Here is a 12,369-nt window from a genome sequence, read left to right as displayed (position 1 = left end):
AGGGCCGACTCCAGTCGGAGCCGGCTTGCGGGCGAAGGCTTCTAAACGGTTTTGGCGATGCGGCTGGCCAACAAGGCCCAGCCAAACAGCAGGGCGCAGAGCACTGCCAGTGGCCATGAGCGCCACTGCAAGTACGGTGTCAGGTTATGCATGGGCACCACTTCGCCATAGAGAATGCCCCGTTCGAACTGTGGAATCTGCACGGTGATCTTGCCGAATGGATCAATCAGCCCGGTGACCCCGTTGTTGGTGGCGCGGATCATCCAGCGTCCGGCTTCCAGGGCGCGCATCTGCGCCATCTGCAAATGCTGAAGAGGGCCGATGGAGGTGCCGAACCAAGTGTCGTTGCTGATGGTCAGCAGCAGGTCGCTGCGGGCCGAAAGACCGGCGGCGAACTCAGGGTAGACCACTTCGTAACAGATGAACGGCGCAATCTGATACCCCTTGGCTTGCAGTAACGGCTGGTCGGCCGGGCCGCGGGCAAAATCCGACATTGGCAGGTTGAAGAAGTCGATCAGGCCACGCAGCAGCTCCTGTAGGGGCACATACTCGCCAAAGGGCACCAGTTTTTGTTTCAGGTAGGTGCCATCGCCTTCGCCGGTCACGGTGATGCCGTTGAAGTAGCGTTTTTCATGGTGCACCAGCTGGCGCACCGGAACGCCGGTAATCAGTGCGGAATGACGGTCGGCGGCAAAGTTGCCCATCATCGTCAGGTAGCCCTCGGCGGACTCCTTGAGCACCGGAACCGCGGTTTCCGGCCAGACCAGCAGGTCTACCCGCTTGCTGCTGAAACTCATGTCGCGGTACAGAGTCAGTTGGGCATTGAGCTCGGCCGGGTCCCATTTCATGCTTTGTTCGATATTGCCCTGAATGGCGGCGACCGAAAGCGGATCACCCGAAGGGCTGGTCCAGGCGTGACCTCTGAGTGCCAGGCCAACTGCCCAGGGCGCAGCCAGCAGCAACAGGCCGGCGGCGATAAACCCCTTGCGTCCGGCCTTGATCAGGCGCGGCAGGTTGTAGAGCAATGCAGCTGTCAACGCCAGGGAGAAGGAAATCAGCCAGATGCCGCCCACAGGCGCGAGTCCGGCCAGGGGGCCGTCGAGCTGGCTGTAGCCGGAGTAGAGCCAGGGGAAGCCGGTAAGGAACCAGCCGCGAAACGCTTCCTGCCCCAGCCACAGGGCAGCGAAAGCCAGAGCATCCGCCAGCGGTGCTTCGTTGCGCCGCAGCCAGCGGGCCCAGAGCCAGGCGGGCAGGGCAAAGAACCAGGCAATGGCGGCGATGAAGGCCAGCATCAGCACACCGGCGAGCAAAGCCGACGCGCCGCCGTAGGTGTGGATGCTGACGTAGATCCAACTGGTACCGGCGCCGAACAGGCCGAAGCCGAAGCACCAGCCACGGCCCAGGGCCTGGCGGGGCGTGAGCTCCCGCAGACCGGCATAGAACAGTCCTACCGCCAGCAGCGCCAGCGGCCAGATGTCATAGGGCGCCAAGGCCAGGGTGGTAATGGCGCCGGCTGCAACGGCCAGCAGGTTGCCGGGCCAGCCGGGTCGGGTTGAGCGCTGCAAGAGGCGTTTCATCAGCTCTTTCCTGTTTCGCGCCGGGCGGGGCACGAGGAGATGGGGTGGGTGGATTCAGATGAGCGGCGAATCCTGCAGCGCTGTTTGACAGTCCGCCCCCGAGATCTGTCGTCCCCAGGCCAGGTCGTTGGCCTGGGGACGATGATTCTGTGCGGGGGAGGGCTGATGCCCCTTGTCCCTAGCGGGAGATAGGGGTCAGGCGCAGCAGATGAATCCGCCGACTGTCGGCGTTGAGCACGCGGAAGCGATAGGCGCCGATTTCAGTGATTTCGTTGCGTTTTGGCAAGTGGCCGAAAGCACTCATCACCAGGCCGCCCACGGTATCGAACTCGTCATCGGAGAAGTCGCTGTCGAAAAACTCGTTGAAGTTCTCGATCGGCGTCAGCGCCTTGATCAGGAAGTCGCCGCTGGGAAGCGGTTTGATGTAGCTGTCTTCCTCGACGTCATGCTCGTCCTCGATGTCGCCGACGATCTGTTCCAGCACGTCTTCGATGGTCACCAGGCCTGCCACGCCGCCGTACTCGTCGATGACGATGGCCATGTGGTTGTGGTTGGCGCGGAACTCGCGCAGCAGCACATTCAGGCGCTTGGACTCGGGGACGAAGGTCGCCGGGCGCAGCAGGTCCTTGATGTTGAAGCTGTCGCCGTTCTCCTTGAGGATCAGCGGCAGCAGGTCCTTGGCCAGCAGGACGCCCATCACGTCGTCATGGCTTTCGCCGATCACCGGGTAGCGCGAGTGCGCCGAATCGATGACTGCAGGCAGGAACTCCCGGGGTGTCTGGGTCGCCTTGATGCTGATCATCTGCGAGCGCGGAACCATGATGTCCCGGACTTGCAGGTCAGCTACCTGGATGGCGCCTTCGACGATGGCCAGCGCTTCGCTGTCCAGCAATTTGTTCTGATGGGCTTCGCGCAGCAGCTCCAGCAGCTCCTGGCGGTTTTTCGGCTCATGGGCAAAAGCCTGGGTCAGTTTGCCCAGCCATGACTTTTGCCCGTTGCTCGATCGATCTTCGCTCATAGCGATTGCTCTGAATCCTTGGTTGTTACAGGTGGTTGTTGATCAGCTTTCGTCGTCTGCATACGGGTCGGGGTGACCCAGCTCAGCAAGCAACGTTCGTTCCAGTGCTTCCATTTCTTCGGCTTCGTCATCATCTATATGGTCGTAACCCAACAGATGCAAGCAGCCGTGAATGACCAGATGGGCCCAGTGGGCCTTAAGTTCCTTGCCTTGTTCGGCGGCCTCGCGTTCGACCACCGCAATGCAGATCACCAGGTCCCCCAGCAAGGGGATATCCAGCAGTTCATCCGGCACGTCGGCAGGAAAAGACAGCACATTGGTTGCGTAATCTTTGTGACGCCAGGTGTGATTCAGCTCACGGCCTTCGTCTTCATCCACCAGGCGGATGGTCAGTTCCGAATCGGCGGTGCGCTGGCGCAGAGCCAGCTCGCACCACTGGCGGAACTCTTCATCGCTGGGGGCCGGCTGCTGGCTGGCGCGTTGCAGGTCAAGCTCAAGCATCGCGGCGGTTGCCTCTGTCGGCTGAAGCCTTGGCGGCCTCGTCCTCGGCTCGCAGCTCGAAGCGTTCATAGGCTTCGACAATGCGTTGCACCAGTGGATGGCGCACCACGTCCTTGGGCATGAAGTGAGTGAAGCTGATGCCGGGTACATCCTTGAGCACGTTGATCACTTGGGCCAGGCCCGACTTGGTGCCCTTGGGCAGGTCGACCTGGGTGATGTCGCCGGTGATCACTGCGGTGGAGCCGAAACCGATTCGGGTGAGGAACATTTTCATCTGTTCCACGGTGGTGTTCTGGCTTTCGTCGAGGATGATGAAGCTGTTGTTCAGGGTCCGGCCGCGCATGTAGGCCAGAGGCGCGATCTCGATGACCTGGCGCTCGATCAGCTTGGCTACTTGTTCGAAACCGAGCATTTCATACAGCGCGTCATACAGCGGGCGCAGGTACGGGTCGATTTTTTGTGCCAGATCGCCGGGCAGGAAACCGAGCTTCTCGCCCGCTTCCACGGCTGGCCGCACCAACAGGATGCGCCGCACTTGCTCGCGCTCCAGGGCATCTACAGCGCAAGCCACCGCGAGGTAGGTCTTGCCGGTACCGGCCGGGCCAATGCCGAAGTTGATGTCATTGCCGAGGATTTCTTTGACATAGCGCTGCTGATTCAGGCCGCGAGGGCGAATCATGCCTTTCTTGGTGCGCAGGGCTATGGCGGCATCGGCCACCGATGGGTTGTCCAACTCTTCCACGGCGGATTCCTGGAGGAACAGGTGTACCAGGTCCGGCGATAGCTCGGTGCCCTTGGTTTCCCGGTAGAGACGGCGCAGAAGATTTTCCGCGGAGGTGGTGTGCTTGGGTTCGCCAATCAGCTCGAACTGATTGCCGCGGTTGCGGATCTCGATCATCAGGCGCTGTTCGATCAAGCGCAAATGCTCGTCGAATTGCCCGCACAGATTGGCGAAGCGGCGAGCCTCGAAGGGCTCGAGGATGAAACGATGAGGTTCTATGGGTGCGTTCAAGGTCGTTTTTTAGCCGCCCAACGGCAATTAAGATGAATTCAAGGATAACGCCAGCGGCCTGGGTGCGAAAGCTCTTATGCGGTGCAATGGCCGGTGATGCTTTCTTTGTAGGAGTCGGCTTGCCGGCGAAGGTGCTCTTGAAGGTTTCTTCGCCGGCAAGCCCGCTCCTGCACAAGCCCGCTCCTACACAAGTCAGTGCTTACGATAACAGCGAGCCGCGTAGCGAATGGGGCTGAGCCGAATCGATGTGCACGTCGGCGAACTGGCCGATCAGTGTGGGATTGTCGCAACGGAAGTTGACGATTCGGTTGTTCTCGGTACGGCCCTGCAATTCGCCAGGGTCTTTCTTGGAGTAATCGGTGACCAGAATGCGTTGGGTCGAGCCGACCATTTGTCGGCTGATCTCGAATCCTTGCTGGTTCAGGCGATGCTGCAGTGCGTTCAGGCGCTCCTTCTTCAGCGCTTCGGGTGTGTCGTCGGCGAGGTCTGCAGCCGGGGTACCTGGGCGCTGGCTGTAGATAAAGGAGTAGGAGAAGTCGAAGCCTACGTCCTCGATCAGCTTCATGGTCTGCTGGAAGTCTTTCTCCGTCTCGCCGGGGAAACCGACGATAAAGTCCGAGCTGATGCAGATTCCCGGGACTGCCGCCCGTAGCTTGCGCAGCTTGGACTTGTATTCCAAAGCTGTGTGGTTGCGTTTCATCGCCGCCAGAATGCGGTCCGAGCCCGATTGCACCGGCAGGTGCAGGTGTTTCACCAGCTCTGGTACTTCGGCATGAGCCTGGATCAGGCTGTCGGAGAACTCCAGAGGGTGCGAGGTGGTGTAGCGAATTCGTTCGATACCATCGACAGCGGCCACTACGCGGATCAACTCGGCCAGGTCCGCCATGCGCCCGTCGTGGGTCTGACCCCGGTAGCCGTTGACGTTCTGGCCCAGCAAGGTGACTTCACGCACACCGTTCTCCGCCAGGTGGATGATCTCGGCGATCACGTCGTCAAATGGCCGGCTGACTTCTTCGCCGCGGGTGTAAGGCACTACGCAGAACGTGCAGTACTTGCTGCAGCCTTCCATCACCGACACATAGGCGCTGGGGCCGTCGATGCGCGGCTCGGGCAGGTGGTCGAACTTTTCGATTTCCGGGAACGAGACATCCACTTGCGGCAGTTTGGTGGCGCGAGCGACGTCGATCATTTCCGGCAGGCGGTGCAGCGTCTGCGGGCCGAAGACCACGTCCACGTAGGGCGCTCGATCACGGATGGCCGCGCCTTCCTGACTGGCCACGCAGCCACCGACGGCGATCACCATGTCCGGGTTGGCCAGCTTCAGCTCGCGCCAGCGACCCAGTTGCGAGTAAACCCGGTCCTGGGCGCGCTCGCGAATGGAGCAGGTGTTGAGCAGGATGACGTCAGCGTCTTCGGCGCGGGCGGTGACTTCCAGGGCCTGATGTTCACCCAGCAGGTCCACCATGCGCGAGCTGTCGTACTCGTTCATCTGGCAACCGTGGGTTTCGATGTAAAGCTTCTTGGCCATGGACCTCGGTCTCACGTGATTCAAAGAACCGCGCATTATAGGGGCCATACCTACAGGTTCCTAGCGTTGTGCATCGGGTAGCTATGCTATAGTTCGCGCCCTATTTTTATCCCCCGATGTGTTGCCCGCCCACCATGACCAAACGTGAAGCCCCAATCTATAAGGTGATTTTTCTCAACCAGGGCCAGGTGTTCGAAATGTACGCCAAGCAGATCTATCAAAGTGATCTGTGGGGTTTTCTGGAAGTGGAAGAGTTCGTCTTTGGCGAGCGCACGCAAGTGGTCGTCGATCCGAGCGAAGAAAAGCTCAAGGCTCAATTCGAGGGCGTTGTGCGCAGTTTTGTGCCGATGCATTCGATTGTGCGCATCGACGAAGTGGAGCGCCTGGGCACACCGAAGATCAGCGAGGCCCGCGGCGTAAGCAACGTCATGCCGTTTCCCATGCCAATGCCCGAAAAGTAAGCCTAGTTTGCGTAGGCGCCAGTTTGCCGGTGAGTGACGCGAAGGTGTTACGGCAGGGGCGAGAAAGGCGAACGCCCATCGGCGCTTTGCAGTTCCATCAGGTATTTACGGAAGATCTGCCCCAGCACTTGGGTCGCAACTTCCAGTTCGTCACGCTGCATGTGCTCGGCGACTTCGTCGGCGGTGTCCAGGGCGTCTTCGGCACCGTTGACCGCAGCCATCTTCAGCACGATGTAGGCTTGAACGTTGTTGGCCGGCACGCCTTCGCCGTGGAAGAACATGGTGCCGAGCTTGAACTGCGCCTGGGCATGGCCTTGCAACGAGGCCTTTTCGAAATAGCTCAGGGCTTGATTGAGGTCCTGCGGCGCGCCTTTACCCTCGTAGTAGAACTCACCCAACTCGTATTGCGCCTGTGCGTCCCCTTCATCGGCGGCTTTCTGGCACGCGGCTAGCGCCTCGGCCTGTTCCTGTGCCTGGGGATCGAGGGTGCAGCGACCCATCGCTGGGATCAACAACGAGTTGCCGCCTGCTTGTGCGTGCGCGAGCAGGGGCTGAAGGAGCAACAGGCAGCCCAATGTCAGGGCGCGGCCGGTGCGGTTCATGGGAATCGACTTACCTCTGAGGGGCGCGCGGACCCGGCGAGGGGGTCCAATAAGCGCGCATTATGAAATAAGCAGGGCCAACCTTACAAAGTCTTTACTCGTTTTTCTGCTGCGTGGCCGCGATATCCGCTGGTTTGCCGCGTATTTCCCCCTTTGCCAAGGGAAAGTTCGAGTAAAGCACGAAGCTGGCATGGTTGATCACCATGCCAGCCATATGGCGCTTATTTCAGGGCGGCAAATGCGCGCTCTGCGGCATCCAGGGTCAGTTGCAGCTCAGTCTCGCCGTGGGCGATCGAGGTGAAACCGGCCTCAAAGGCACTTGGCGCCAGGTATACACCGCCTTCCAGCATCAGGTGGAAGAAGCGCTTGAACAGGTTGGCATCGCTGGCCATCACATCGTCAAAGGTGACGATATCGTCGGCGCCACTGAAGTACAGGCCGAACATGCCGCCCGCCTGAGTGGTGACGAACGGAATGCCCGCGGCATCGGCGCGTTGCTGCAAGCCTTCGAGCAGGCGGCTGGTGTAGTCGCTCAGTTCGGCGTGGAAGCCCGGGCGGCTGATCAGGCGCAGGGTGGTCAGGCCGGCAGCCATGGCCAGCGGGTTACCGGACAGGGTGCCGGCCTGGTAGACCGGACCCAGGGGCGCAATGTGTTCCATGATCTTGCGTTTGCCGCCGAAGCAGCCCACTGGCATGCCGCCGCCGATGATCTTGCCGAAGGTGGACAGGTCTGGAGTCACGCCGTAATGGGCCTGGGCGCCGCCTAAAGCGACACGAAAGCCGGTCATCACTTCGTCGAAGATCAGCACTACGCCGTGTTGGTCGCAAAGAGTGCGCAGCCCCTCGAGGAAGCCCGGCGCCGGCGGCACACAGTTCATGTTGCCGGCCACAGGCTCGACGATGATGCAGGCCACTTCCTGGCCCACTTCCGCCAGCATTTTTTCCACTGCAGCGATGTCGTTGAAGGGCAGGGTCAGCGTGTGTTTGGCGAAAGCTGCAGGTACACCGGCAGAGCTGGGTACGCCTTGAGTCAGGGCGCCGGAACCGGCCTTGACCAGCAGACTGTCGGAATGTCCGTGGTAGCAGCCTTCGAACTTGATGATGCTGTCGCGGCCGGTAAAGCCACGGGCCAGGCGAATCGCGCTCATGGTGGCTTCAGTGCCGGAGCTGACCATGCGCACCATTTCCATGGAGGGAACGATGGAGCACACCAGATCGGCCATTTCGGTTTCCATGGCAGTCGGGGCGCCGTAGGACAGGCCATGCTCCAGCTGCTTGCGTACCGCGTCCAGCACGTCTGGGTGACTGTGGCCGAGAATCATCGGGCCCCAGGACCCGACATAGTCGACATAGCGCTTGTCGTCTTCGTCAGTGACGTAGGCACCTTCGGCGTGCTTGAAGAACAGCGGGGTGCCGCCCACGCTCTTGAAGGCGCGGACCGGCGAGTTGACGCCACCAGGGATGTGTTTCTGGGCGTCGGCAAACAGGGTTTCGGAACGGGACATGATCGGGCTCTCAAAAAATCAGCTGTTGAATAGGGCGTTGAAGGCGCGGGCGCGACGGGTCACTTCGTCGGCGCTATCGGCGCCGAACAGGCCGTGAACCACCGCCAGCAGGTCGGCGCCGTGGTTCACCAGGGGGGCGGCATTTTCCAGGGTGATGCCGCCAATCACGCAGATCGGCAGATGCAGGCTGGCCCGGGCCTGATCCAGCAACTCCAGGCTGGCCGTGGGCGCGCCGGGTTTGGTGGTGGAATTGAAAAAGCGGCCGAAGGCGACATAGCTGGCGCCTTCCTTCGCGGCTTGCTCGGCCAGTGGCAATTGGTCGTGGCAGGTCGAACCGATGATGGCCTGGCGCCCCAGCAGGGCCCGGGCCGGCGTCAGGGGACCGTCGCTCTGGCCCAGATGCACGCCGGCACCGATGCGTGCCGCCAGCTCGGCGTCATCGTTGATGATCAGGCGGGTCTTGTAGCGCTCGCACAGGGTCAGCAGGGTTTCGGCTTCCCGCAGACGGCGGGCCTGGTCGTCGCTCTTATCGCGGTACTGCAACAGGGTGACGCCGCCTTCCAGCGCCGCCTCCACGTACTTCAGGAACTTGCCGGCCAACAGCTGGCTGTCGGTGATGGCGTACAGACCACGTAGTTTCATTGAGCGGGCCTCATGACATTACGAGCAGAAATCCAACGGCAAGCGGCGCGGGACAAACTGGCCGCGGCCCAGTTGCTCGGCGTCGCGCAGGGTGCGCCAGGTGTAGTCCAGGGCCGACTTTACGGCGCTGGCCAGATGTTCGCCTTGGGCCAGACGTCCGGCCAGGGCACTGGCCAGGGTGCAGCCGGAGCCGTGGTAGCTGCCCGGCAGGCGCTGGCAGGTGTAGGTCTCGCGCAGGCCGTCACGGCTGTACAGGCGATTGTGCACTTCGTGTTCATCGCCATGGCCGCCGGTGATCAGCAGGTGCTTGACGAACGGCAGGAGCTTTTCGGCGCATTGGTCGGCGCTGCCTTCGGGCAGTTCCGCAAGAATTCGGGCTTCGGGAAGGTTGGGAGTGGCAATGGTGGCCAGGGGCAGGAGGCGTTCGCGCATGGCGTAGCCCACTTCATCCTTGCCCAGTCGGCCGCCGCCGCCGGCGCGCAGCACCGGATCGCACACCAGGGGCAGGTGCGGGTGCGCCTGGAGCAGTTCGACCACGGTGTCGACCATCTCCAGGGAACCCAGCATGCCCAGCTTGACCGCGGCGACAGTGGAGTCGTTGAGCACGGCATTGGCCTGGGCCAATACCCACTCGCGATCCAGAACGCGGAAATCGCTGACGTTGACCGTGTCTTGCACGGTCAGGGCGGTGACAGCCGGAGCTGCGTGACAACCCTGAGCCAGCAGGGCTTCGATATCTGCCTGCAAGCCGGCGCCACCACTGGGGTCGTGGCCGGAGAGACAGAGGACAACGGGGCGAGAGCTGTAGATATTCATGGGCGGCGAGCTTACCACCAAACGCTTTTTTTCGCGGCGCCTGGTGCGCAATGGAAGTTGTCGCTTTGCCGTGTTCGATCTTCTTGACCGATGCAACAGCTCTAGCTCGCTGGATTGCGCTGAAAGGCCCGTTCTAGAGCCTTTAGACTAAAATTTTCAATGGTGTTCATTGGCCATCAACGGCTATGCTAGAGTGCATTCAAACCAATAACAGGTCATGCCGGTCTTGCGTCTGCTCAAGGGAAATGGGGGACTTCCTGACACCACCGGACAAGCCACGCTGGGGCTTTAATGCGCTATTTGCTGATGTTGCTGTTGAGCTTGCCGATGTTGGCTGGCGCCGTCGAGTTCGACGAGTTCACTCAACGCTTGCCTTTGGGCCGAGTGATGCAAGTATTCGAAGACGCGGGTAGCGAAGCAACAATTGCCGATGTCAGTTCGGGGCCCTTGGCTGAGCACTTCAAACCCCACGATAAAGATACCCTCAATGCCGGTTACTCACGTTCGGCCTTCTGGCTGAAGATCGACCTTCAATACCGCCCCGGCAATCCCACGGCACAGCGCAGCTGGTTGCTGGAACTGGCCTATCCGCCCCTGGATCACCTGGATCTGTACGTCCCCGATGAAGCCGGTGGCTTTCGTCTGGCGGAGCGCACCGGCGATGCCTTGCCATTCGACAGCCGACAGATTCGCCAGAACAATTACCTGTTCAACCTGAATTTCTCCCCCCATGAGCACAAGACTGTCTATTTGCGCCTGGCCAGTGAAGGTTCGATCCAGGCGCCGCTGAGCCTCTGGTCCAACACGGCCTACCTCGAGGCGCAGCCAGTGCGGCTCTACGTGCTGGGGCTGATCTACGGGGTGTTGCTGGGCATGCTGGTGTACAACCTGTTCATCTATCTCAGCGTGCGTGACACCAGCTACCTCTACTACATCGTCTACATCGCTTCGTTCGGTCTTTATCAACTGTCGGTCAACGGTGCCGCAGTGGAGTACTTCTGGCCCAACAGTCCGTGGTGGGCCAATGCGGCGACGCCATTCTTCATCGGCGCCGCGGGGCTGTTCGGCAGTCAGTTCGCCCGCAGTTTCCTGCAGACCTCCCGGCACAGTCCCTGGGTTGACCGGGTGCTGCTGGCGCTGATGGCGTTCGGCGCAGTGGTCATGGCCTTGTCACTGATGACCAGCTACGCCCTGGCCTTGCGCCTGGCAACCACCTTGGCGCTGCTGTTTACCGTGGTGATTTATGTGGCGGGGATCGTCGCCTGGTGTCGCGGATTGCGGGTGGCGCGTTATTTCATCATTGCCTGGTCGGCCTTTCTGTTCGGTGGGGTGATCAACACCTTGATGGTGCTGGGTTACCTGCCGAACGTATTCCTGACCATGTACGCCAGCCAGATCGGCTCGGCGATCGAGGTGGCGCTGCTATCGCTGGCCCTGGCCGACCGGATCAACTCGATGCGTGAGCAACAAGCCCAGACGCTGCTTGAGGCCGGGCAGAAGCTTGAAGTGCTGAACCAGCAACTGGCTCACAGTAACCGTCTCAAGGATGAGTTCCTGGCTACCCTGACCCACGAGTTGCGTACGCCGATGAACGGTGTCATCGGCTCGCTTGAGCTGATGCAGACCCTGGAACTGGACCCGGAGATGGAGCAGTACCAGCAGACCGCCGCCGGCTCGGCACGGGACATGATGCGCATGGTCAACGGCATCCTCACGTTGACCGAACTGCAAGCCGGCAAGCTCAGCGCCCAGCGCCAGCCGTTCAGCCTGCGTTCGATGCTCAGCGCACTGCAAACCCAGTTCGGCGCCAGCGCGGCGGCCAAGTCCCTGTCCTTTCAGGTCGACCTCAGTGCCGGGCTGCCCGACCGCTTGCAGGGCGATCGCTGCAAACTCAGCCATTGCCTGGAGTGCCTGCTGGAGAATGCCGTCAAGTTCACCCATTCCGGTGGCGTGGTGTTGCGGGTGGTCACCCGGTCTGTTTCGGCCGAGCGGGTGAGCCTGAGCTTTGAGGTGATCGACAGCGGGATAGGTTTTGTCAATCTGGACGAGGCGACGCTGTACCAGCGTTTCTTCCAGCTCGACGGTTCCATGACGCGTGAATACGGCGGATTGGGCATCGGCCTGGCGATCTGCCGGCAATTGGTGGACTTGCTGGGCGGGCAGTTGACCCATGAGTCCACGCCTGGACAGGGCAGTTGTTTCCGCTTGCTGGTGGAGTTCGATGTCCAGGAACCCACTCCTCGGGCGCCGACAGCCCTTCATCGGCGTGCGCCCCAGGACTGTACCGTGCTGCTGATGGATGATAACGACGTCGATCAACTGGTGGTGCGGGGCATGTTGCTCAAGCTGGGGTACCGAGTTCGCACCGTCGGCAGTCCCACCGATGCGCTGCAACTGCTGGGGCGTGAACTTGTCAGCGCGGTGCTGATCGATGGCCAGATCACTGCAGCGCAACTGGGGGCATTTCGTCTTCAGGCCCAGGCAATGCCCGGATACGCCCACCTGCCCATCTTGCTGGCTTGCGCTCCTGGTACTGAAGGTTGTGCAGCGACAGCAGGGGCCGACTGCCTGGGCAAACCGGTGAAATTCGAGGCACTGCAAGCGGTGTTGTTGAAGCGGGTACTTTGTGTTGAGCAAGGCGAAAGTGCCGATATTTAGGCTGATATGCCACTTTGTTCGGGGTAGAGCGGGTGCTTAACTGGGGTCT

At 61.1% G+C, this 12,369-nt stretch carries 11 protein-coding genes; 2 read left to right on the top strand and 9 right to left on the bottom strand.

Features of this window, described 5'->3' with window-relative positions; translation table 11 throughout:
* Nucleotides 1-41: 41 nt before the first annotated feature.
* The 5 genes from lnt to miaB all read right to left on the bottom strand — a co-directional run bounded on the left by lnt (nt 42) and on the right by miaB (nt 5,636).
* Nucleotides 42-1,565, bottom strand: coding sequence for an apolipoprotein N-acyltransferase (gene lnt, locus PQT43_RS20125; RefSeq protein WP_272754529.1), 1,524 nt, complete (start codon nt 1,563-1,565; stop codon nt 42-44).
* Nucleotides 1,566-1,755: 190 nt separating this feature from the next.
* The gene (locus PQT43_RS20120; RefSeq protein WP_011063653.1) at nt 1,756-2,595 is read right to left on the bottom strand and encodes an HlyC/CorC family transporter; all 840 of its coding nucleotides are present in this window, start codon (nt 2,593-2,595) and stop codon (nt 1,756-1,758) included.
* A gap of 42 nt (nt 2,596-2,637) precedes the next feature.
* Nucleotides 2,638-3,096, bottom strand: coding sequence for an rRNA maturation RNase YbeY (ybeY, locus tag PQT43_RS20115; RefSeq protein ID WP_102865360.1), 459 nt, complete (start codon nt 3,094-3,096; stop codon nt 2,638-2,640).
* On the bottom strand, nt 3,089-4,108 hold the full coding sequence (locus PQT43_RS20110) for a PhoH family protein (RefSeq protein ID WP_102865361.1): 1,020 nt from the start codon (nt 4,106-4,108) through the stop codon (nt 3,089-3,091). The genes ybeY and PQT43_RS20110 overlap by 8 nt, the downstream gene beginning before the upstream one ends.
* A 199-nt stretch (nt 4,109-4,307) precedes the next feature.
* Nucleotides 4,308-5,636: a tRNA (N6-isopentenyl adenosine(37)-C2)-methylthiotransferase MiaB gene (gene miaB, locus PQT43_RS20105; protein ID WP_162884095.1), complete on the bottom strand. Its 1,329-nt coding sequence runs from the start codon at nt 5,634-5,636 to the stop codon at nt 4,308-4,310.
* A 134-nt stretch (nt 5,637-5,770) separates the two neighbouring features.
* On the opposite strand from miaB, the gene PQT43_RS20100 reads away from it, so the two are divergent.
* Complete coding sequence (locus PQT43_RS20100; protein WP_007927079.1) at nt 5,771-6,097, top strand: DUF1820 family protein; 327 nt, start codon at nt 5,771-5,773, stop codon at nt 6,095-6,097.
* A gap of 47 nt (nt 6,098-6,144) precedes the next feature.
* Here PQT43_RS20100 and PQT43_RS20095 read toward each other — a convergent pair whose 3' ends face one another.
* The 4 genes from PQT43_RS20095 to PQT43_RS20080 all read right to left on the bottom strand — a co-directional run bounded on the left by PQT43_RS20095 (nt 6,145) and on the right by PQT43_RS20080 (nt 9,662).
* Complete coding sequence (locus tag PQT43_RS20095; RefSeq protein WP_102865363.1) at nt 6,145-6,699, bottom strand: tetratricopeptide repeat protein; 555 nt, start codon at nt 6,697-6,699, stop codon at nt 6,145-6,147.
* Between the two features lie 221 nt (nt 6,700-6,920).
* Nucleotides 6,921-8,204 carry a glutamate-1-semialdehyde 2,1-aminomutase gene (hemL, locus tag PQT43_RS20090; protein ID WP_102865364.1) on the bottom strand — a complete coding sequence of 428 codons (1,284 nt, stop codon included), beginning with the start codon at nt 8,202-8,204 and terminating at the stop codon, nt 6,921-6,923.
* A gap of 18 nt (nt 8,205-8,222) precedes the next feature.
* On the bottom strand, nt 8,223-8,846 hold the full coding sequence (gene thiE / locus PQT43_RS20085; protein WP_102882323.1) for a thiamine phosphate synthase: 624 nt from the start codon (nt 8,844-8,846) through the stop codon (nt 8,223-8,225).
* 18 nt (nt 8,847-8,864) lie between these two features.
* Nucleotides 8,865-9,662 (bottom strand): hydroxymethylpyrimidine/phosphomethylpyrimidine kinase, encoded by a 798-nt coding sequence (locus PQT43_RS20080; RefSeq protein ID WP_042941299.1) that lies wholly within the window; start codon nt 9,660-9,662, stop codon nt 8,865-8,867.
* A gap of 291 nt (nt 9,663-9,953) precedes the next feature.
* On the opposite strand from PQT43_RS20080, the gene PQT43_RS20075 reads away from it, so the two are divergent.
* Entirely contained in the window at nt 9,954-12,320 is a 2,367-nt protein-coding gene (locus tag PQT43_RS20075; protein WP_272754480.1) for a hybrid sensor histidine kinase/response regulator, read from the top strand.
* The last annotated feature ends 49 nt before the right edge of the window (nt 12,321-12,369 follow it).

The sequence above is a fragment of the Pseudomonas sp. BLCC-B112 genome (genome assembly GCF_028550695.1).
Classification (GTDB): Bacteria; Pseudomonadota; Gammaproteobacteria; order Pseudomonadales; family Pseudomonadaceae; genus Aquipseudomonas; species Aquipseudomonas danubii.
This window is presented reverse-complemented; position numbering and strand designations above follow the sequence as displayed.